17 protein-coding genes, 1 pseudogene and 1 riboswitch are annotated in these 20517 nt (G+C 72.9%); of the genes and pseudogenes, 11 read left to right on the top strand and 7 right to left on the bottom strand.

Annotated features, from left to right (window positions below):
- Nucleotides 1-97 precede the first annotated feature (97 nt).
- A complete protein-coding gene (locus HNR25_RS16500) occupies nt 98-1315 on the top strand; it encodes an NAD(P)/FAD-dependent oxidoreductase (RefSeq protein ID WP_184639416.1) in 1218 nt (405 codons plus the stop codon).
- Here HNR25_RS16500 and HNR25_RS16495 read toward each other — a convergent pair.
- On the bottom strand, nt 1299-1490 hold the full coding sequence (locus HNR25_RS16495; RefSeq protein WP_184636479.1) for a ferredoxin: 192 nt from the start codon (nt 1488-1490) through the stop codon (nt 1299-1301). The genes HNR25_RS16500 and HNR25_RS16495 overlap by 17 nt on opposite strands.
- A gap of 108 nt (nt 1491-1598) precedes the next feature.
- Nucleotides 1599-2558, bottom strand: a complete 960-nt coding sequence (gene pip, locus HNR25_RS16490) for a prolyl aminopeptidase (RefSeq protein WP_184636478.1) — start codon at nt 2556-2558, stop codon at nt 1599-1601.
- Between the two features lie 437 nt (nt 2559-2995).
- Between pip and HNR25_RS16485 the strand changes: the two genes are divergently transcribed.
- The 7 genes from HNR25_RS16485 to HNR25_RS16455 all read left to right on the top strand — a co-directional run bounded on the left by HNR25_RS16485 (nt 2996) and on the right by HNR25_RS16455 (nt 10699).
- Nucleotides 2996-4051 (top strand): 3-deoxy-7-phosphoheptulonate synthase, encoded by a 1056-nt coding sequence (locus tag HNR25_RS16485; protein ID WP_184636476.1) that lies wholly within the window; start codon nt 2996-2998, stop codon nt 4049-4051.
- A 363-nt stretch (nt 4052-4414) separates the two neighbouring features.
- Nucleotides 4415-4513: riboswitch (glycine riboswitch) on the top strand.
- Nucleotides 4514-4559: 46 nt separating this feature from the next.
- A complete protein-coding gene (gene gcvT, locus HNR25_RS16480) occupies nt 4560-5681 on the top strand; it encodes a glycine cleavage system aminomethyltransferase GcvT (protein WP_184636473.1) in 1122 nt (373 codons plus the stop codon).
- A 168-nt stretch (nt 5682-5849) separates the two neighbouring features.
- Nucleotides 5850-6230 (top strand): glycine cleavage system protein GcvH, encoded by a 381-nt coding sequence (gene gcvH, locus HNR25_RS16475; RefSeq protein WP_184636471.1) that lies wholly within the window; start codon nt 5850-5852, stop codon nt 6228-6230.
- 4 nt (nt 6231-6234) lie between these two features.
- A complete protein-coding gene (glyA, locus tag HNR25_RS16470; protein ID WP_184636468.1) occupies nt 6235-7506 on the top strand; it encodes a serine hydroxymethyltransferase in 1272 nt (423 codons plus the stop codon).
- Between the two features lie 104 nt (nt 7507-7610).
- Nucleotides 7611-9023 (top strand): L-serine ammonia-lyase, encoded by a 1413-nt coding sequence (locus HNR25_RS16465; protein WP_184636466.1) that lies wholly within the window; start codon nt 7611-7613, stop codon nt 9021-9023.
- Nucleotides 9024-9156: 133 nt separating this feature from the next.
- The gene (locus HNR25_RS16460) at nt 9157-9912 is read left to right on the top strand and encodes a DUF1266 domain-containing protein (RefSeq protein ID WP_184636464.1); all 756 of its coding nucleotides are present in this window, start codon (nt 9157-9159) and stop codon (nt 9910-9912) included.
- A 121-nt stretch (nt 9913-10033) separates the two neighbouring features.
- Entirely contained in the window at nt 10034-10699 is a 666-nt protein-coding gene (locus HNR25_RS16455; protein ID WP_184636462.1) for an esterase/lipase family protein, read from the top strand.
- Nucleotides 10700-10831: 132 nt separating this feature from the next.
- Here the strand turns inward: HNR25_RS16455 and HNR25_RS26865 are convergent, their stop codons facing one another.
- Nucleotides 10832-11104, bottom strand: a complete 273-nt coding sequence (locus HNR25_RS26865) for a DUF397 domain-containing protein (protein ID WP_184636460.1) — start codon at nt 11102-11104, stop codon at nt 10832-10834.
- Nucleotides 11105-11535: 431 nt separating this feature from the next.
- Between HNR25_RS26865 and HNR25_RS16445 the strand changes: the two are divergent.
- Nucleotides 11536-12518 (top strand): annotated as a pseudogene (locus tag HNR25_RS16445) (chitinase).
- Between the two features lie 477 nt (nt 12519-12995).
- On the opposite strand, the gene HNR25_RS16440 reads toward HNR25_RS16445, so the two are convergent.
- Together HNR25_RS16440 and HNR25_RS16435 are read right to left on the bottom strand one after the other, a co-directional pair.
- Nucleotides 12996-15623: a bifunctional FO biosynthesis protein CofGH gene (locus tag HNR25_RS16440; RefSeq protein WP_184636457.1), complete on the bottom strand. Its 2628-nt coding sequence runs from the start codon at nt 15621-15623 to the stop codon at nt 12996-12998.
- Between the two features lie 248 nt (nt 15624-15871).
- Nucleotides 15872-16585, bottom strand: coding sequence for a class I SAM-dependent methyltransferase (locus tag HNR25_RS16435; RefSeq protein ID WP_184639414.1), 714 nt, complete (start codon nt 16583-16585; stop codon nt 15872-15874).
- A gap of 176 nt (nt 16586-16761) precedes the next feature.
- Here HNR25_RS16435 and HNR25_RS16430 point away from each other — a divergent pair, with 176 nt between their 5' ends.
- Entirely contained in the window at nt 16762-17694 is a 933-nt protein-coding gene (locus HNR25_RS16430) for an alpha/beta fold hydrolase (RefSeq protein ID WP_184636455.1), read from the top strand.
- A gap of 74 nt (nt 17695-17768) precedes the next feature.
- On the top strand, nt 17769-18797 hold the full coding sequence (locus HNR25_RS16425; RefSeq protein WP_184636453.1) for a lysylphosphatidylglycerol synthase domain-containing protein: 1029 nt from the start codon (nt 17769-17771) through the stop codon (nt 18795-18797).
- A gap of 80 nt (nt 18798-18877) precedes the next feature.
- Here the strand turns inward: HNR25_RS16425 and HNR25_RS16420 are convergent, their stop codons facing one another.
- Both HNR25_RS16420 and HNR25_RS16415 read right to left on the bottom strand, forming a co-directional pair.
- On the bottom strand, nt 18878-19582 hold the full coding sequence (locus HNR25_RS16420; protein WP_184636451.1) for an acyltransferase: 705 nt from the start codon (nt 19580-19582) through the stop codon (nt 18878-18880).
- A 121-nt stretch (nt 19583-19703) separates the two neighbouring features.
- Nucleotides 19704-20495, bottom strand: a complete 792-nt coding sequence (locus HNR25_RS16415) for a hypothetical protein (RefSeq protein WP_184636449.1) — start codon at nt 20493-20495, stop codon at nt 19704-19706.
- Nucleotides 20496-20517: the final 22 nt, after the last annotated feature.

Here is a 20517-nt window from a genome sequence, read left to right as displayed (position 1 = left end):
GCGCCGCACGCGGAATCGGGGCGCTTCGGGCCGCGTTGTCACCGTGCGGGACCGCGCCCGCGGCCCCGCACGGGACACGTTCGACGAAGGGCGGCAGATGGGCGAGATCGGCGACGTCGCGATCGCCGGGGCGGGAATGGCCGGGCTGCACACGGCCGAGTCCCTGCGCGAATCCGGGTTCGAAGGCCGCATCACGATGATCGGTGAGGAGCGGCACCGGCCCTACTCGCGCCCGCCGCTGTCGAAAGAGTTCCTCACCGGCAAGGGCGGGCCCGCCGGCGTGGACCTGCGCGAGGAGTCCGCGTTCGAGGCTCTGGACCTCGACCTGCGGCTGGGGCGGCGGGCACGGCTGCTGCGCCCGCACGAACGCGCCGTCGAGCTCGACGACGGCTCCGCGGTGACCGCCGACCGCGTGGTCGTGGCCACCGGATCCCGCGCACGCCGCCCCTCGACGGCACTGTCCGGAGTCCACGTGCTGCGCACCGTCGACGACGCCGAAGCGGTGCGCGACGCGTTCGCCACCGCCGAACGCGTCGTGGTCGTGGGAGCCGGATTCATCGGCGCCGAAGTCGCCGCAAGTGCACGCACCGCCGGGCTGGACGTCGTACTGGTCGAGGCCGCCGCCACCCCGCTGACCCGCGTGGTCGACCCGCGCGTCGGCGGCGTGTTCACCGAGCTGCACCGGGACCAGGGCGTCGACGTCCGGCTGGGCGTGGGAGTGGCCGGGTTCGAGGGCGACGGGCACGTCGAGCGCGTCCGGCTCGGCGACGGCACGGCGATCGAGACGCCGCTGGTGGTAGCGGGTCTGGGCGCGGTTCCCGAAACGGGCTGGCTGGAGGGGTCGGGCGTGGATCTCGCCGCCGACACCGGCGGGGTGCTCTGCGACGAGTACTGCCGCACCGCGGTTCCCGGCGTGTACGCGGCGGGCGACGTCGCGGCCTGGCCGTACCGGCGCTACGGCGGCCTGATGCGCTTGGAGCACTGGACGAACGCCGGCGAGCAGGCGGCCGCCGCGGTGGCCAACCTCCTTGCGGGCGACGGCGCGGGAACCCCGTACACACCGGTCCCCTACTTCTGGTCCGACCAGTACGGGATGAAGATCCAGCTGCTGGGGCAGGCGGCACCCGCCGACACCGCCGAGATCGTGCACGGATCGGCCGAGGACCGCAAATTCGTGGCGTTCCTCGGCCGGGCCGGGATGCTGGTGGGCGTGCTGGGGCTGCGCTCCACCCCGAAGGTGATGCGCTACCGCCGCCTGCTGAGCGAGCCCACCACGTGGCAGGACGCGATGGCCGCGGTCAGCCCTCGACCGTGATCGCCTGCTTGGGGCACATGCGGGCGGCCTCGGTGACCTCGGCCCGCAGGTCTTCGGGGGGCTCCTCCTGCAGGACGTTGAGGAAGTCGTCTTCGTCCACCTCGAAGACCTCCGGCACGACGCCCATGCACACCGCGTTGCTCTCGCACTGGTCGAAGTCGACGCTCACCCGCATGGTTCTCCTCGCTCTGCGCTCGCTGCCCGCTGATTCGCACCCGAGCCTAACGCCGGGCGCGGCGGGCGTTCGCGCGCACGGGCCCGCCGCACCCGGCCGGCCGCGGTCTCAGGTGCGGGCGAAGGCGTCGGTCGCTTCGATGAGGTGGTGCAGGATGCCGGGCTCGCTGAAGGCGTGGCCGGCGTCGTCGACCAGGTGGAACTGCGCCTCCGGCCAGGCGCGGCCGAGGTCGAAGGCGGTCTTGGCGGGTGTGCACACGTCGTAGCGCCCCTGCACGATCACGCCGGGGATGCCGCGCAGGCGGCCGGCGTTGTTGACGAGTTGGCCCGGAGTGAAGAACCCGCCGTGGGCGAAGTAGTGGTTCTCGATACGGGCGAACGCCAGCGCGTAGTCGGCTTCGGCGTGGTGGGCCCGGATCTCTTCGTTCGGCAGCAGCGTGATCGTCGAACCCTCCCACGTGCTCCACGCGCGGGCGGCGGCCAACCGCTCCTCGGGGTCGGGCGAGTTCAGCCGGCGCGCGTAGGCCCCGATGAGGTCGTCGCGCTCGTCCTCGGGGATGGGCGCCAGGTAGTTCTCCCACAGGTCGGGGAAGAGGTAGGAGGCGCCGCTCTGGTAGAACCACAGCAGCTCTTCGTTGCGCAGGGTGAAGATGCCGCGCAGCACGAGTTCGCTGACCCGGCGGGGGTGCTCCTGGGCGTAGGCCAGCGCCAGGGCGCTGCCCCACGAGCCGCCGAAGACCTGCCACCTGTCGACTCCGGCCATGACCCGCAGCCGCTCGATGTCCTCCAGCAGCGACCAGGTCGTGTTGGTGTCGAGATCGACGTCCGCGCCGCTGGCGTGGGGGGTGCTGCGGCCGCAGTTGCGCTGGTCGAACAGCAGCACCCGGTAGCGCTCGGGATCGAACAGCCGCCGGTGGTCGGGGCTGCACCCGGCCCCCGGTCCTCCGTGCAGGAACACCGCCGGTTTGCCCGCCGGGTTCCCGCACAGTTCCCAGTAGATCCGGTGTCCGTCGCCCACGTCGAGCATGCCGGAGTCGTAGGGTTCGATGGACGGATACAGCGTGCGCATGGGTGAGGCGTCCTTCGTCGCAGATGTGGCCGCGTCAATCCTAGAACCGGGAGCGTCGGCCGCGGAGCCGTTCCCCGCCGCCTCCGGGCGCGCCGCCGTGCGCCGGAACCGCCCGCAGTCCCGGGATCGGGCGAACCCGCACCGCCGGCGCCCCCGATTCCCTCCTGGGCACGGCAGCACGTCCGCGGCCCGGTATGCGGGGGCGGCCGGGCTCGGCGGCGCCCGTTCCGGGCGGCACCGCTCCGGGGCCGCACCCGCCGCATTGCGGAAGTGATCAGGGTCACATCCCCCGCATGGCCCGGGACGTGCCCCGCCGCCGGATCGGCGCCGGTGTCCGCGCGCGCAGCGCCGCGCACCGGCGCCGGAGGCGTGCGCGGGCACGTGTCGCGTTAGTGTTTCCGTGGGTCGCAGGGGAAACGGAAGAGGGACACAGAGGCATGCCCAACACGAACGACACACGCGTCGCCAGCTACCAGCCGCTGATCGCGCCCAAGGACCTCCTCGCCGAGCTCCCGATGGGGCCCGAGCGCGCGGCCCTGGTCGAGGACGCCCGCTCCGAGGTCACGCGGGTGCTCGACGGAACCGACGACCGCCTGCTGGTCATCGCGGGGCCCTGCTCGGTGCACGACCCCGAGGCCGCGCTGGACTACGCCCAGCGGCTGAAGGAACTGATCCCCTCGGTCGGCGACGACCTGTGCGTGGTGATGCGCGTCTACTTCGAGAAGCCGCGTACGACGCTGGGCTGGAAAGGCCTGATCAACGACCCGGGCCTGGACGAGAGCTACGACGTGCACCGCGGCCTGCGCACCGCCCGCAAGCTGCTGCTGGACATCGGCTCCATCGGCGTCGCGGCCGGTACCGAATTCCTCGACCCCATCACACCGCAGTACATCGCCGACGCGGTCGCCTGGGGCGCCATCGGCGCCCGTACCACCGAGAGCCAGGTGCACCGCCAGCTCGGCAGCGGCCTGAGCATGCCGGTGGGCTTCAAGAACAGCACCGACGGCGACGTCCAGGCGGCCGTGGACGCCTGCGGCGCCTCGGCGGCTTCGCACACGTTCTTCGGCGTCGACCCCGCCGGCGCGGGGTCGGTCGTCGTCACCGAGGGCAACCCCGACTGCCACGTCATCCTGCGCGGGGGCCGGCCCGGCCCGAACTACGACGCCGCGAGTGTGTCTTCGGCGCTGGACACGGTCGAGGCGTCCGGGCTCCCGCGGCGGCTGATGATCGACGCCAGCCACGCCAACAGCGGCAAAGACCACACCCGCCAGCCCGGGGTCGCCGAAGCGATCGCCGCCCAGGTGGCCGAGGGCCAGCGCGGCATCGTCGGCGTGATGCTGGAGAGCTTCATCGAGGACGGCGCCCAGAAGCTGGGCGACCCCGCCGACCTGACCTACGGACGCTCCATCACCGACTCGTGCATGGACTGGGCCACCACCGCGGACGTGCTGGGCGGGCTGGCCGAGGCGGTGCGCAAGCGCCGCTCGGCCTGAGCCCCGCTCCGCAGGACCGCCGCGTCCGGGCGGCGCCGCCTGTCCCGGGATCCGCCGGGCCCTGCCGCGGCCTCCCGCAGCACCGGCCGGACCGGTCAGCGGGGCTCCGGCCGGCGCCCCGCCACCGGTCGGGCCGTCCCCGGTTCCGCTGTTGCGCCCCGCGTCGACTCCGTCCCGCGTTCGCGCTGGTCGGCACGCTGACCGGGGCGCTTCGCGTGCCCTTAACTGTTCGTCCGAAAGGGGCGCTGTTAGCCTGGAACCGGTCGTTGAATCCGTACGGGAGAGAGTCCGTGCAGCCGGCACGGGCCGCCGAAGGAGCAATTCCTCCCCAGTGAACCTCTCAGGCGCGACGGACCGTACGGTCGAGACCACTCTGGAAAGCAGGGGCGTTCGGTCCCTCGCCGAAGGTGCAAGCCGCGTCCGCGCGGCGAAGCTCTCAGGCATCATGACAGAGGGGGAGGATGGCAACGCCTGTGACGAAACGACGTCCATCCTCTCGGGAGTGAGAATGACTGCGCCGGACCAGGGATCGGCACTGCGAACGACACCGCTGCACGCCGTCCACGAACAGGCCGGGGCCACCCTGGTCGATTTCGCCGGGTGGGAGATGCCGCTGCGCTACAGCGGCGAGCGCGCCGAGCACGCGGCGGTGCGCGAGACCGCGGGACTCTTCGACCTGTCCCACATGGGGGAGATCACCGTCAGCGGGCCGCAGGCCGCCGACATGCTGGACTACTCCTTGGCGGGGCACCTGTCCAAGGTCACGCCGGGCCGCGCCCGCTACACCATGATCACCGACGCCGACGGCGGCGTCCTCGACGACCTGATCGTCTACCGGTTGGCCGAGGACGAGTACATGGTGGTGGCCAACGCCGCCAACGCCGAGACCGTCGTGACCGCGCTCAGCGAGCGCGCGGCGGGCTTCGCCTGCCTGGTCGAGGACCGCTCCCCGGACTACGCCCTGGTCGCCGTGCAGGGGCCGGCCGCCGCCGACATCCTCGCCCCCCTCACCGACGCCGACCTGAGCACCATCAGGTACTTCGCGGGCTACTCCTACGACGTCGCCGGGCACCCGGCGCTGCTGGCCCGCACCGGCTACACCGGCGAGGACGGCTTCGAGATCTTCCTCACGCCCGGTGACGCCGCGCCCGACGTGTGGGCGGCCCTGCTGGAGTCCGGCGAGCCGCACGGCCTCGTCCCCGCCGGGCTGTCGGCACGCGACACGCTGCGGCTGGAAGCCGGTATGCCCCTCTACGGCAACGAACTCGGCACGGGGACCACCCCCTTCGACGCCAATCTGGGCCGCGTCGTCAAACTGGACAAGCCGGGTGATTTCGTGGGCCGGGACGCGCTGCAGCGTGTCGCGGACTCCGGCCCGCGGCGCCGCCTGGTCGGCCTGGTGGCCCGCGGCCGCCGTCCGCTGCGCAAGGACAACCCCGTCCTGCTCGACGGCGAACCCGTGGGCACGGTCACCAGCGGGGCTCCCTCGCCCACCCTGGGCACGCCCGTCGCCATGGCCTACATCGACAGCGGGGCCGACCCGTCCGCCGGCGAGACCACGGTGGACGTGCGCGGCCGCGCCGAGGCCGTCGACGTCGTCGACCTGCCCTTCTACCAGCGGGACCGCTGAGCTTCAGCGGGCCGAAACCGCGCACACCGCGTGCGGGGCCGCAGGCCGAGGCGGCAGAATTCGGCGAAAGCCCGACCGCCGGCGGTCCACGCGCCGACCGGGCCGGACGGCCCTGCGCGCACGGCGCCGCGCCATACCCGGACAACGACGACCTCCTGGAGAGTTGAATTGAGCGTTCCCGCAGAGCTGAACTACACGAGCGAGCACGAGTGGGTGGCGATCAACGACGGTGTCGCCACGATCGGCATCACCGCCTTCGCCGCCGAAGCGCTCGGCGACATCGTCTACGTCGAGCCGCCGGAGACGGGCGCCACCGTCGCCCCCGGCGAGACCTGCGGGGAGGTGGAGTCCACCAAGTCCGTCAGCGACCTGTACGCGCCGGTCAACGGCGAGGTCGTCGACGTCAACCAGGCGGCGGTGGACAATCCCGAGGTCATCGGGACCGATCCCTACGGCCAAGGGTGGCTCTTCAAGGTGGAGGTCGCCGAAGAACCGTCCGACCTGCTCTCTCCGGAGCAGTACACGCAGTTGACCGAAGGCGAAGGTTGATCACATGCCCTCTCAGCGGAATCTGCTCGATCAGTCCCTCGACCAGCTCGATCCCGAGGTGGCCGCAGCCGTCGACGCCGAGCTCGGCCGGCAGCGCGACACCCTGGAGATGATCGCCTCGGAGAACTTCGCTCCGCAGGCGGTGCTGGAGGCCCAGGGCACGGTCCTCACCAACAAGTACGCCGAGGGCTACCCCGGCAAGCGCTACTACGGCGGCTGCGAGCACGTCGACGTGATCGAGCAGCTCGCGATCGACCGGGCCAAGGAACTGTTCGGCGCCGAGCACGCCAACGTCCAGCCGCACTCGGGCGCCCAGGCCAACACGGCGGTGTACTTCTCACTGCTCAAGCCGGGCGACACCATCCTGGGCCTGGACCTGGCCCACGGCGGGCACCTGACCCACGGCATGAAGCTGAACTACTCCGGCAAGATCCTCAACGCGGTCGCCTACCACGTCCGCCCCGAGGACGGCACCGTCGACTACGACGAGGTCGAGGCGCTGGCCAAGGAGCACCGGCCGAAGATGATCGTCGCCGGGTGGTCGGCCTACCCGCGCGAGCTCGACTTCGAGCGCTTCCGCCGGATCGCCGACGAGATCGACGCGCTGTTCATGGTGGACATGGCGCACTTCGCCGGTCTGGTGGCCGCCGGGCTGCACCCCAGCCCGATGCCGCACGCCGACGTGGTGACCACCACCACGCACAAGACCCTCGGCGGTCCGCGCGGCGGACTCATCCTGAGCAAGGAGGAGTTCGGCAAGAAGATCAACTCCGCCGTCTTCCCCGGTATGCAGGGCGGGCCGCTGGAGCACGTGATCGCGGGCAAGGCCGTCGCGTTGAAGATGGCCGCCGGCGACGACTTCGCCGACCGGCAGCGCCGCACCGTCTCCGGCGCGAAGATCCTGGCCGAGCGGCTCATGCGCCAGGACGCGGTGGACAACGGCGTCCGGGTGCTCAGCGGCGGAACCGACGTCCACCTCGTACTCGTCGACCTGGTGAACTGCCGGCTCAACGGCAAGGAAGCCGAGGACCGGCTGCACGAGATCGGCATCACCGTCAACCGCAACGCCGTGCCCGACGACCCGCGGCCGCCCATGGTGACCTCGGGCCTGCGGGTCGGCACCCCCGCGCTGGCCACGCGCGGGTTCGGCGACGAGGACTTCGCCGAGGTCTCCGACGTCATCGCCGAGGCGCTCAAGCCCGAGTACGACGCCGCCGCGCTGCACAGCCGCGTGGAGGCACTGGTGCGCAAGCACCCGCTCTACCCGGAGCTGTAGGGGGGCGCAGCCTGCCCTCCTGGTGCGGCCGGGGCGCGTCGGCGTTGCGTCCCGGCCGTGCCGAACACCACTATCGTTCCTGCGCCCGCAAGGAGGGCAGGACCATGGCAATCAGCGTTTTCGACCTGTTCACCATCGGTATCGGGCCGTCGAGTTCGCACACCGTCGGACCGATGCGGGCCGCCCGCCGGTTCGCCGACGGGCTGGACGCGTCCGGGCTGGTGGAGCACACCGCCGCGGTGCGCGTCGAGCTCTACGGCTCGCTCGCGCTGACCGGCAAGGGCCACGGCAGCGACCGCGCCGTCGTCCTCGGCCTGCTCGGCCGGACGCCCGAGGACGTCGACATCGACGCGGCACCGGCACTGGTGGCGGACGTGCGCTCCCGGCACCGGCTGGCGCTGGGCGGCGGGCGGCACGAGGCGGTGTTCGATCCCGACACCGACCTGGAGTTCCGCCGCACCGAGACGCTGCCGGGCCATCCCAACGGGATGCGTTTCGTCGCCGCGGACTCCGGCGGCGGCGAGTTCCGGGCGCACACCTACTACTCGGTGGGCGGCGGCTTCGTCGTCGACGACGAAGCGGTGGGCGCCGACAGGATCACGGCCGACGACACCGACCAGCCCTACCCCTTCGCCAGCGCCGCCGAGCTGCTGCAGATCTGCCGCGAGACGGGGATGTCCATCAGCGCGGTCATGCTCGCCAACGAGCGGGCGTTCGGCCGCTCCGACGCCGCGATCCGCGAAGGGCTACTGGAGATCTGGCGCGCCATGCGCGCGTGCGTGCGCCGGGGCGTCACCACCGAGGGCACCCTGCCCGGCGGTCTGAAGGTCACCCGGCGGGCGCCGCGCCTGTACCGCCAGCTCGGCGGCCACTGCGAGGCCGCGGGCCTGTCCGGGCCCGACCACAGCGACCCGGGCGACCCGATGCGCGGCACCGACTGGATCACGCTCTACGCCCTGGCGGTCAACGAGGAGAACGCCGCCGGCGGCCGCGTGGTCACCGCCCCCACCAACGGCGCGGCCGGCATCATCCCGGCGGTGCTGCACTACTACGCGCACTTCACCCCGGGCGCCGACGACGAGGGCGCGGTCCGGTTCCTGCTCGCGGCGGGGGCGGTGGGCATCCTCTACAAGCACAACGCCTCGATCTCCGGCGCCGAGGTCGGCTGCCAGGGCGAGGTCGGCTCGGCGTCGTCGATGGCCGCGGCGGGCCTCGCCGAGGCCTGGGGCGCCACCCCGGCCCAGATCGAGAACGCCGCCGAAATCGCCATGGAGCACAACCTCGGCCTGACCTGCGACCCCATCGGCGGGCTCGTTCAGGTCCCGTGCATCGAGCGCAACGCCCTGGCGTCGATCAAGGCGATCAGCGCGGCCCGCATCGCCGTCCGCGGCGACGGCAGCCACTTCGTCTCCCTCGACAAAGCCATCCAGACCATGCGCGACACCGGCCGCGACATGATGGACAAGTACAAGGAGACCAGCAGGGGCGGCCTGGCGGTCAACGTCATCGAGTGCTGAGGCCGCAGCGGGGAGTCGGCCGGCCACGCTCGGCGGCCTGGCTGCTCCGCGGCGTGCGGCGTGGTATACCGGGGCCGCGATCGATACGCGTGCCGGCGTGCCGGGTGCGGCGGCGGATTGGCAGGGTGCCACGGTGCAGCACGGCGGACTCGGGTTGAACGCGGACCCCCACGGACCTTTCCACGGCCCGCTCGCCCACGCCTACGCGTGCGGCGCGCACATCCAGGTCGCCGGCGGCGGCGAGTGGAACAATCCGGTCGGCTGCGCCTGCTGCGGACCCGAGCAGAAGCGGGCCGGACTGTACGAGGACTGGGGAATCGGTTCTCCCGACGACTGGCGGCGGCAGACCGAGTCGCTGATCGGCGACCGGGACAGCAACTTCGCCGCGAGTGTCCTGCTGGAGCTGCGCCGGGTGTCGTCACAGGCGGTCGGACAACCGATCGACCCGGGGGTCTGGCGCGACGGCATCGCCCACATGTGCTGGCAGCACGGGATCGACGAAGCCTCCTACCGGCAGTGGGTGGACCTGGCCCGGCTGATCCTGAGCTACGAGGAGCGCTTCACGGCCGACGGCCTGCTGCCGCCCGGCGCGATCGTCCCCTCGATCAAGGCCTGGGATTTCGGCCGGGGCGCGAACATGGCGCGGTGGGGCGTGCAATGCGGCTACTCGGACATGCACACGTCGCAGACGTATGCGGTGCACGCGAGCGAGCAGGCCCGCCGGCACTACGCCACATGGGCGGAGTTCTCCGCGAGCTACATCCTGGGCCGGTGCCTGCACTTCGACAACGGCGAGTTCGGCCACTGGTACACGACGCCGCTCGACGTGCACCACCTGATGATGTCGCACCCGCAGAGCCCGTGGCTGCACGTTCCTTTCCGCGGCTGACCCGGGCCCGCCGGACGCCGCGGAACCGGTCGCCCAGCCGGGTGCGACGACCCGTGATTCGACGGATGCGCCGCGTGACGTACGTGGTGGAAGCTCGGGGCCCTAGCGAAAGGAGCCCCCGATGCGTCTTTTGACCCCCGTGCTGTCCGGGCTGGTGCTGGCCGCCCTCGTCCTGGCGCCGGCTTCGGCCCACGCCCAGGAGCGCACTCCCGTGCTGTTCGTCCACGGCTACGGCGGCGACGCCGGCAACTGGGACTCGATGGTCGCCGACTTCGTCGCCGACGGCTGGCCGGCCGCGGACCTGCATCCGATCAGCTACGACTACAACGCCTCCAACGTCGAGACCGCCCAGCTCATCGCCGACGAGGCGGACGCCCTCCGCGCCGAGTCGGGAGCCTCCGAAGTGGACATCGTCGCCCATTCCATGGGGTCGCTGTCCTCCCGCTGGTACCTGAAGTTCCTCGGCGGCGACGCACACGTCGGCGACTGGGTCTCACTGGCCGGGCCCAACGAGGGCTCCTCGGTGGAACTGCCGTGCGTGCAGACCGAGCCGTCGTGCCAGGAAGTGGTCGAAGGATCGTCCTTCCTGACGCAGCTCAACTCCGGCGACCCCACCCCCGGTGACGTCTCTTACACCACGTTCCGCTCCCTGTGCGACCTCATCGTCCGCCCCTCCTACAACGTCACCATCACGGGCGCCGACAACCGCTACGCCGGTTGCGTGGGCCATACCTCATTCGTGACCGACGACGACGTGTCCGACGAGGTCCGCGCGGTCCTGAGCTGAGGCGCCGAGCCTGCTCGGACTCAACGGATCTGCGCATCCGGCAGCGGTCCTGCCTCCGGGAATGCCCGGGGCAGGACACAACGCTGAGCAGGCGGCCCGGCCGCCGGCCTGCGGACCGGGCCACCGCGCCGCCTAGAGCCGCCCCGCCTTCACCAGCCCCAGCAGCGCGGTCCATGCGGGCCGGGCGAACGTCAGGTGCGCGGCGGCGGCGTGCGCGGAGTCGCGGACGGCGACGCCGGTTCGGGGATCGTTCGCGACTTCGACGCAGTTCTCCCGGAAGGAGTAGCTCGACTTCCGGAACCGGGCTGTGGAAGGGGTGAGGCCGGCGTGCGCACGTTCGTCGCCGGCGGGGCCGCGGCCGCTTGCGGCTAAGCGGTGCGCCCGGGCTTGGGTGGGGAGGTCCATAGCATCGGCGTTCCCGCCGATGCGGCGCCGGGAACCAGTTACCCGCAGGTAAAAGGAAGTCTTCCCCGGCCCCGCCTCCCCCGAAGGTTGCCTACATCCCGCCGGCGGCCCGCTCGCCGCTCGCCCTGCCCGAAGGGTGCGCCCACGGACGGCGCCGCCACCGGACACCCGATGTTTTTGGAAATAATCCTTCCTGATCTGTTGACGGGGCAGCACGAGAACTCTTAGGTTTCTTGACACTTCACGTGCGGATCCGATCACTCAGGGCGAATCCGTCGGAATACCCCCGGATTCCCGCCCATTCCCCGCTCACGGACGCACGGACACTGGAAGGAGCCCCCCTCGTGAACGCTCCCCGACCTCCCCGGCACACCCGCCGTAGCGGCCGCCCCGCCGGCCCCTTCGCCCGCTTCCCGCGGCTCTCCGCGACCCTGGCGGGCGCCGCCGCACTGGCCACGCTCGGCGTCGCCGCGGCCGCCGCTCCCGCCCTGCTCGACGGCCCCGCCCCCGCCTCAGCCGCCCCCGCCGCGGCGGCAGAAGGCCAGTGGCTCACCGGGTACTGGCACAACTTCGACAACGGCTCTACCACGCTGCCGATCAGCGAGGTCCCCTCCGCCTACAACATGATCGCGGTGGCCTTCGCGGGCAACGCCTCCTCCCCCGGCGGCATCACCTTCGACGTCGCCGAAGGAGAGCTGGACGGATACACCGACCGGCAGTTCAAGGACGACGTGGCCGCGGTCCAGGCCGAGGGCCGGAAGGTCGTCCTGTCCGTCGGGGGCCAGAACGGCCACGTCGACGTCACCGACGCCGCCGAAGCCGCCAACTTCGCCGACTCCGCCTACGCACTGATGCAGGAGTACGGGTTCGACGGCATCGACATCGACCTCGAACACGGCATGAACGCCCATTACATGGAAGAGGCGCTGCGGTCGCTGCGGGCCGACGCCGGCTCCGATCTCATCATCACGATGGCGCCGCAGACCATCGACTTCCAGGCGCCCAGCTTCGCCTATTACCAACTCGCAGAGAACATCGGCGACATCCTGACCATCGTCAACATGCAGTACTACAACTCCGGGACCATGCTGGGCTGCGACGACCAGGTCCACGCGCAGGGCACGGTCGACTTCCTGACCGCCCAGGCCTGCATCCAGGTGGAGCTGGGGCTGCGCCCCGACCAGGTGGGACTGGGGCTGCCCGCCACCCCCGACGCCGCGGGCGGCGGCCACCAGCCGGCCGGCGACGTCGTCCGCGCCCTGAACTGCCTCGAAGAGGGGCGCGACTGCGGCTCCTTCGCCCCAGCGAGCCCTACGGGCCGATGGGCGGCGCGATGACGTGGTCGATCAACTGGGACGCAACGAACGGCTACGCCTTCGCCGACACGGTCGGCGCCCGGCTGGGGACCGGTTGATCCGCACAGCGGCCACAGCCGACCGGCCGCATCGCGCGCCGCCGCGGACAGCGCGGGCGTAGCGTTCGCAACCGTCCCTCCAGGCGGCGGCCCGGCCGCGGCATACCCCCACCGCGGCCGGACCCCCACCGCGGCCGGACCGCCGCCGCTCCCGGCGGTCGCGTCCCCGGCCGGCGGCTACGCGCCGACGTCGCGGTGTGCGCCGTAGGGGACCGGGTCGCACGCCGGGGGCTCGCCCCCGACGGGCAGGAACGTCGGCCGGTGCCGCATCCCCTGAGCCGGAACGACGTCCTCGATGACGAGCGCGTCGTCGTCGCCGGTCAGATCGATCCGGGTGCGGCCCTCCGACGCGGCGTCCCCCGCGGACCGTCGGGCAGGCCGGAGGGCGCCGGGCCGGCGGCGTGCGGAACCGGGCTGTCCCGCACACCGCCGGCGGCGACCGCCCCGAGGCGGTACCGGCTGATCGGACCGGCGGCCTCAGACCACCGGCAGGCCGACCCCCCGGATGCTCGCGGCCACGCCGTCGCTGGCCTCGGCGGCCTCGCGGCGCTCGGGAGGAACCTCCCCGTAGAGGGTGGTGCGCTGGCGCAGCGGGCGGCCGGTGGGGCCGACCAGCGCCCGGATGTCGCTGATCGTCTTGAACGAGCCGTTGTCGGAACCGGCCATGCGGCTGATGGTCTCCTCCATCAGCGTGCCGCCAACGTCGTTGACACCGCCCGCCAGCAGCTCGCGGCAGGTGTCCTCGGCCATCTTCACCCACGAGCACTGGATGTTGTCGATACTGCCGTGCAGCAGCAGGCGCGCCAGCGCGTGCACCGCGCGGTTCTCCCGCACGGTCGGCCCGGTGCGCGCCAGCCCGGCGAGGTAGATCGGCGCGCCGGTGTGCACGAACGGCAGCGGAACGAACTCGGTGAAGCCCGGGCGGCCGTTGCGCTCCAGCGACCGCTGCTGCAGCGACCGCAGCAGCTTGATGTGGGCCACCCAGTGCCCGGGAGAGTCCACGTGGCCGTACATCATCGTCGACGTGGTCGGGATGCCGAGGTCGTGGGCGGTGGTGACGACGTCGATCCACGCCGAGGCGGGCAGTTTGCCCTTGGTCAGCACCCAGCGCACGTCGTCGTCGAGGATCTCGGCGGCGGTGCCGGGCAGCGAGTCGACGCCGGCCTCACGCGCCCGCTCCAGCCACGCCCGCACCGAAGAGTCGGTGCGGGCGGCGCCGTTGACCACCTCCATCGGGCTGTACGCGTGCACGTGCATGCCGGGCACGCGTTCCTTGACCGCGCGGGCGAGGTCGAAGTAGGCGCTTCCCGGAAGGTCGGGGTGGATGCCGCCCTGCATGCACACTTCACCGGCGCCGGCCTCCCACGCTTCGGCGGCGCGGTCGGCGACCGCATCCAGCGAAAGGGTGAAGGCGTCGGCGTCGTTGCGGCGCTGCGCGAAGGCGCAGAAGCGGCAGCCGGTGTAGCAGACGTTGGTGAAGTTGATGTTGCGCGTGACGACGAAGGTGACGTCGTCGCCGACCGTGTCGCGCCGCACCCGGTCGGCCAGGCCGGTCAGTTCCTCCAACTCGGGTCCGTCGGCGTGCAGCAGCGCCAGCGACTCCTCGTCGTCGAGCCCGGCGGGGTCGCGTTCGGCGTGCTTGAGGGCGTCGCGGATCTCGGGGTCGAACCGGCGCGGCGCGCCGGCACCCGGTTCGGGGCGGGGCATGCGCTCGCGCAGTTCGTCCCAGTCGCCGTAGACGGCGTCGAAGTCGCCGCGGCGCTCGGCGGTGCGGCCTTGGGAGTCGATCGCGGTGTGCAGGTCGGTGCGTCCGCTCGACGTGTGCTGGGGTTCGGGCTCCTGCCAGGGGCGGCCCACCACCTCGGCGTCCTCGCGGGCCAGACCGGTTTCGGGATCCGCGAGTGCGGCGACGTGGCCCAGCACGCGCGGGTCCAGCCACGGCTCCCCCTGCCGGACGTACTCGGGGTAGACGGTCAGCCGCTCGTGCAGCCGGAATCCCGCCTGTCCGGTGCGCTCGGACAGTTCCTCGATCTGGGGCCACGGGCGCTCGGGGTTCACGTGGTCGGGCGTGAGCGGCGAGACGCCGCCCCAGTCGTCGATGCCCGCGCGCACCATGAGCGCGTACTCGTCGCCGATGAGGTTGGGCGGAGCCTGGATACGCGCTTTGGCGCCCATCACCAGGCGGGTGACGGCGATGGTGGCCGCCAGTTCGGCGAGTTCGGCGTCGGGGCGGTGCATCATCGCGGTGTCGGGCTTGGCCCGGAAGTTCTGCACGATGACCTCTTGGACCGCCCCGTACTCGCGGGCCGCCCGGCGCATCGCGAAGATCGTGTCGGCGCGTTCGGCCGTGGTCTCACCGATACCGATGAGCATGCCGGTGGTGAAGGGGACGGTGCAGCGGCCGGCGTCCTCCAGCACACGCAGCCGCACCGCAGGGTCCTTGTCGGGGCTGCCGTAGTGCGGCTGCCCGCGTTCGGTGTGCAGCCGCTCGGAGGTGGTCTCCAGCATCATCCCCATGGAGGGCGCGACCGGCTTGAGCCGCTGGAAGTCCGACCAGCTCAGCACCCCGGGGTTGAGGTGGGGCAGCAGGCCGGTCTCCTCCATGACCATGATCGCCATCGCGCGGACGTAGGAGAGCGTGTCCTCGTAGCCGCGTTCGTCCAGCCACTGCGAGGCCTGCCGCCAGCGGTCCTCGGGGCGGTCGCCGAGGGTGAACAGCGCCTCCTTGCAGCCCATGGCGGCGCCTTGGCGGGCGGTCTCCAGCACCTCGTCGGGCGACAGGAAGGGGGCGTCGAGGTGGCCGGGGGCGGTGGCGAAGGTGCAGTAGTGGCAGCGGTCGCGGCACAGCCGGGTGAGCGGGATGAACACTTTGCGGCTGTAGGTGATGGTGTCGGGGCGGCCCGCGGCTTCCAGCCCGGCGTCGCGGACACGGCCGGCGTGGCCGAGGAGTGCGTCGAGGTCGTCGCCGCGCGCGTGCAGCAGGACCTCGGCTTCGGCGGGGTCGAGGGTCTTTCCGTCACGGGCCCGGGCCAGCGCGCGGCGCATGGACGAGGGAGCGGGGGCGGATTCGTCGGGTTCGCTGTTCCGATGTCCGGCACGAGTCATGGTCGGCACGATACGGCGGGGCCCGCGCGCTCCCCATCCCGCCCCGCCGGGGGCCGGCACGTGTGCGCGAACGCACGGGGGGACGGCGGTCGGTGCCGGTTCCGTCCCGACGCCCGCCGACCCCCGCCCGCCGGTGGTCGTCGATCTTGTAGCTACCGTCACGGGAAATCGCTTTCACGCACCGTAGCTACAAGATCGACGGAAGGAACATGGCGACGAAGGGGGCTGAACCGGGCATCCGGCACCGGTCAGGCAGGGGTGCCTGACCTCTTCCGCGCGCGGATCAGCACGATGCTGCCGCGGGTGTTGGGGCTCCTGGCGTCGCCCAGGGCGATCAGGGGCACCAGCGGGGCGGCGGCGTTGAATCCGACGCGGCCGCCCTTGGCCGAGACCGACAGGTAGGTGCGCTCGGCCAGCGGACCGCGGAACTGGTAGCTGTGGTCGAGCACCTCCAGGCCCTGCTCGTCGAGCAGGCCGGCGAGCGACTCGTGGGTGTAGGTCCGCTTGACGCGGTAGCGGGTGCTGTGCGCGGCGAACAGGTGCGGCCAGCGCTCGCGGCGGGACAGGCAGTCGGCCGACATCACCAGTTCGCCCCCCGGTTTGAGCACCCGCGCCATTTCGCCCAGCGCCGCCGGGCCGTCGTCGAAGTGCTCGATGGCGCAGATGGACAGCACCTTGTCCACCGACGCGTCGCGCAGCGGCATGCGCAGCGCGTCGCCCTCCACGAGCTCCGGCGCATGGCGCAGCTTGGCGCCGCGCTCCATCTTGGCGCGCGCCAGGTCCACGGATACCGCATCGGCCCCGCGGCGCCGGGCCCGGCCGGCCCAGTATCCGTCGCCCCCGGCGACGTCCAGCACGGTCTGGCCGCGCAGGTCCGGCCCCAACCAGCGCAACAGTGTAGTGGCCTCGCGGTAGCGGCAGACATGGACCTGGTTACCGGCGAAGGCGACGACGTCAGGCATTCCCACGCGCCACAGCCTACGGTACGGGATCCCCGGCACCGCGGGAGGTTCCCGCGGAACGCGGAAGACCTGCACGCCCCGCATCAGCGATCTGTCAGGGCGGCGGCAGCGGCGGCGGTTAGCGTTTGCGTCCGACGGCCGCCTCGGAGCGGACGCGAAACGGGAGGTGGTGCACGATGGCGACGGCGCCGCCCTGGGAGGCCCTCGTCGAGGGCGGGCCGCACTCCCCGAGCCTCGCGGTCCGGGGGCGCGACGGCCCCGGGGCGCCCGTGGTCCTGCTGCACGGGCTGGGCGGCACCCTGGAGGAGTGGGATCCGGTTGCGGGGCTGCTCGCGCCGCGGCACCCCGTCTACACCTACGATCTGCGCGGCCACGGACGCTCAGCCGACGGCGATTGGACGGTCGACGGCTGTGTCGACGACCTGGCCCGCGTGATCGAGCGGTTCGGGCTCCGCGCACCGGCGGTGGCGGGATACGGCCTCGGCGGCGCGGTGACCGCCCTGTTCGCCGCCCGGCGCGCCGACCTCACGGCGGCGGTGAGCATCGACGGCTTCGCCCGGCCGGACGCAGACGTCGTCGCCGCGCACCTCGGTATCGCCGTCGAGCGGGCCGCAGCCGCCGCGGCGACGGTCCGCGCGTTCCTGGTGGACCAGCTGGCCGCCGCCTGCTCGCCGATGCCCGCCGAGGTGTTCGACCGGCTGGTGGCCGGTTACCGCACCGGCGTCTGGGAAGTGCCCGGCGCGGTGGCGGAGGCCACGGCGCTGCGGGCGTCGGTGCGCGAGGACCGCCTCGTTTCGCTGCGCCCGGGCCCGCGCGCCGTACGGGCGATGTCGGCCGACCTCGACGCCCGTGAAACCGACGGGCCGGCCGCCGACCCGCGGGTCCCCACGCTGGCGGTGGTCGGCGACGGAGCCTTCCCGCCGATTCCCGGCGCCCCCGCCCTCCTCCGCGAGGTCCTCGCCGCCCGGGCCGCCGGCGAACTCGCCGCCCCGCCGCGGGCCAACCGCAGCGCCCAGCGGCTCGCCGCGCCGTACCCGGCCCACATGACCCGGCCGGAAGCGGTCGCGGACGCGATCGAGTCCTTCCTCACCGGCCCCGCATCGGGGTAGGGGGCCGCGGCCGCCGTCGCGGCCCCGGCCCCTACAACCGCTTTCCCGGACGCCGGCGGGACTAGGCTGGCGGGGTGCTGAACCGCCTTCGCAGCAACCGGTGGGTGCGCCTGGCCGTCGTCGTGGTCGTGCTGGCGTGCGCCGGGTTCGCGCTGTACAGCCGCTGGGAGGAGGCGCGCGAAGCGCTGGCGGCGCTGTCGCCGTGGGCGGTGGCCGCGTCGCTGCCGGCGGCGCTGGCCGCGCTCGGCGCGCAGATGCTGGCCTGGCGGGCGATCCTCGCGGGTCTGGGGTCCCGGCTGCCGGTCGGCACGGCTGCGCGGGTGATGTTCCTGGGGCAGCTCGGCAAGTATCTTCCGGGGTCGGTGTGGGCGTTCGTGGCCCAGGTCGAGTTGGCCCGCGACCACGATGTCGCGCGGCAGCGCGGGGCCGCCGCGACCGTGCTGGCGGTGGCGGCGACACTGACCGTGAACCTCGCGGTGGCCGCCGGAACCCTGCCGTTCGTCAGCACCGATGCGGCGCGCCGCTGGTGGTGGCTGCTGGCGCTGGCGCCGTTCCTGCTCGCCCTGCTCCATCCGCGGGTGGTGACGGGGCTGATCAACGCGGTCCTGCGGCTCGTGCGCCGGATCCGGGGGCCGCGGGACGGAACCGGGAGCGGCTCGCTGCCGGCGGCCGCAGAGCTGGAACGCGCGTCCGGCCGCGGCATGGCCGGAGCGCTGGGCTGGTCGCTGGCCGCGTGGGTCCCGCTGTCGGTGCACGTGTGGGTGCTCGTCGCCGCCGCGGGCGGCGGGGCCGACGTCCGCGCCCTACCGGTCGCCGCCGGCGCCTATGCGCTGGCCTGGACACTGGGACTGCTGGTGGTCGTCGCCCCCGCCGGGCTGGGCGTGCGCGAACTGGTGCTGGTGGTGTGCCTGGCGCCGGTGCTCGACCCCGGATCCGCGCTGGTGGTGGCAGCACTGTCCCGCCTGTCCATGACCGCCGCCGACCTGGTGTGGGCCGGCGGCGCGCTGGCGGTCACCCGCTCGGCCGCCGGACCGCGTCCCGCCCCTCCCCCGGCGGGCGGGGCGGAGGCCGGCGGCGGGCGGGGCGACGCGTCCGCCGGTTGAGCCCGCACGCTCGGCCGAGCGCCGAACCCTCGGGGCGGTGGCCCCGGCCCGGAACGGCTCTCGGAGGGGCGCGCCGGGTCCTACACCTCCGGCTGCGCCATGTCCGCGCCGTCCACCGGCGCACCGTCGCTCCCGCCGCCGTCGGCCGCGTCGCTGCGCAGCGGCGGCACCCAGCCGGACTCGGGATCGTAGCGGCGCACGACCTTCCCGGGGACGCCCGCGACGACGCTGTGGTCGGGGTAGGCGCCCGGCCGCACCACGGATCCGGCCGCCACGACGCAGTTGCGACCCAGCCGCACGCCGGGCAGTACGACGGCGTGGGCACCGATCCAGGTGCCGTCGCCGACGCGCACCGGGTCGTCGGCGGGCCACTGCCGGCCCACCGGCACGTCGACGTCGGCGTAGACGTGGTTCTGGTCGGTGATGTAGACGTAGGGCCCGGTGAAGACGTCGTCGCCCAGTTCGATCGAGCGGTGGGCGACCAGGTGCGAGCCGCGACCGATCGTGCACCCGTCGCCGATGCGGATCAGCGGCCCGCCGGAACCCAGCTCCTGGCCGGGCACCATGCCCGCGGTCAGGGTCATATCGGCGCCCACCAGCGTGTGGGCGCCCAGCGCGATCCACGGTTCACCGAAGACGGTCGCGGGCGGAAAGGCGATCGAGGTCCCCGTCCCGTAGGCGGCGAAGCGGCGCGCCGCGCGCGAGCCGGAACGGATATCGGCATGGCTCCGCGCCCACGCCCACAGTCGGCGCAGGATCCAGGACACCAGTCGTGACACCCGCATCCCCAAATCTACTGGTCGGTAATGAGGAGATGCCCAGTTTACGGCCGGTGCCCCGGCGACCGCGTACCCGTGGCCGCCCTCGGCGCCGGCGACGGCCGCCCCGGTAGGGCGACGCGCCCCGTCAGTCCCGCCCGGGTTCGGTCACCTCGCCGCGGCGGAAGCGGGCGAGGTCGGAGTCGGCTGCCAGGCGGTCGAGAACGCCGGGCTGGACCGCCTCGATCGAGTCGAGGGCCTCGCGGACCGTGCCGAACCACCACTGCTGCGGCTCGTAGTCGGGCATGAGCCCCATCGCCTGGTCGAGGTGGTCCAGGGCCTCGTCCAGGCGGTTGACGGTCAGCGCCACCAGGGCGTGCCGCACCAGCACCCGGCCCAGTCCGGTGCACACCTCGGGCCGCGGGTCCCCCCGGGCCGCCAGCACGAACGCGCCCACCGCGTTGCCGGTCCACCCCAGGTAGCCCTCCAGCTCGGGCTCGTCCAGGGACTCGTCGTCCATGCGCGCGAACATCGACTTGACCGCCAGAGCCGCCAGGAAGTCGGCGATGGACAGGTACTCGCGCGCGAGATCGGGCGCGCGCCGGGCGATCTCGTCCAGCCGGTCCACGTCGACGAGGTCGCGCACCGCCGACTCGGCGGTCGTGGCGGCGCTCTGCGCCCCGCTGTCGTCGCCGAGGTGCTCGCGGGCCCGGGCGAGCATCATGCACACGGCGATCACCTGGAAGGTGAGCTCGGCCCCCTCTTCGGGGCCGTGGGCGGGCTGATCGCTCAGCACCCGGACCGCCTCGGCGAACAGGGGCTCCGCGGCGGCGTAGTCCCCGGCGTCGAAGGCCGCGGCCGCCCGTTCCAGCAGCTGCGACGTGTCCTGCGGCTGCTCCGCTCCGCCCGCTGCGTCGCCGCCCTGGTCGAACAAACCCACCCGTACTCCTCGTGATCGCGGA

Source organism: Streptomonospora salina, from assembly GCF_014204715.1.
Taxonomy (GTDB): Bacteria; Actinomycetota; Actinomycetes; order Streptosporangiales; family Streptosporangiaceae; genus Streptomonospora; species Streptomonospora salina.
Note: the sequence above shows the minus strand (reverse complement) of the source record. Positions and strands in the feature narration are given on the sequence as shown.

Bases quoted from the DNA above. Each gene is read 5' to 3' on its own strand.
- HNR25_RS16500 (WP_184639416.1), top strand. From the start codon at position 98: ATGGGCGAGATCGGCGACGTCGCGATCGCCGGGGCGGGAATGGCCGGG.
- glyA (WP_184636468.1), top strand. From the start codon at position 6,235: ATGCCCTCTCAGCGGAATCTGCTCGATCAGTCCCTCGACCAGCTCGAT.
- HNR25_RS16485 (WP_184636476.1), top strand. From the start codon at position 2,996: ATGCCCAACACGAACGACACACGCGTCGCCAGCTACCAGCCGCTGATC.
- HNR25_RS16455 (WP_184636462.1), top strand. From the start codon at position 10,034: ATGCGTCTTTTGACCCCCGTGCTGTCCGGGCTGGTGCTGGCCGCCCTC.
- HNR25_RS26865 (WP_184636460.1), bottom strand. From the start codon at position 11,104: ATGGACCTCCCCACCCAAGCCCGGGCGCACCGCTTAGCCGCAAGCGGC.
- HNR25_RS16430 (WP_184636455.1), top strand. From the start codon at position 16,762: ATGGCGACGGCGCCGCCCTGGGAGGCCCTCGTCGAGGGCGGGCCGCAC.
- HNR25_RS16440 (WP_184636457.1), bottom strand. From the start codon at position 15,623: ATGACTCGTGCCGGACATCGGAACAGCGAACCCGACGAATCCGCCCCC.
- HNR25_RS16465 (WP_184636466.1), top strand. From the start codon at position 7,611: ATGGCAATCAGCGTTTTCGACCTGTTCACCATCGGTATCGGGCCGTCG.
- HNR25_RS16435 (WP_184639414.1), bottom strand. From the start codon at position 16,585: ATGCCTGACGTCGTCGCCTTCGCCGGTAACCAGGTCCATGTCTGCCGC.
- HNR25_RS16420 (WP_184636451.1), bottom strand. From the start codon at position 19,582: ATGCGGGTGTCACGACTGGTGTCCTGGATCCTGCGCCGACTGTGGGCG.
- HNR25_RS16495 (WP_184636479.1), bottom strand. From the start codon at position 1,490: ATGCGGGTGAGCGTCGACTTCGACCAGTGCGAGAGCAACGCGGTGTGC.
- gcvT (WP_184636473.1), top strand. From the start codon at position 4,560: ATGACTGCGCCGGACCAGGGATCGGCACTGCGAACGACACCGCTGCAC.
- pip (WP_184636478.1), bottom strand. From the start codon at position 2,558: ATGCGCACGCTGTATCCGTCCATCGAACCCTACGACTCCGGCATGCTC.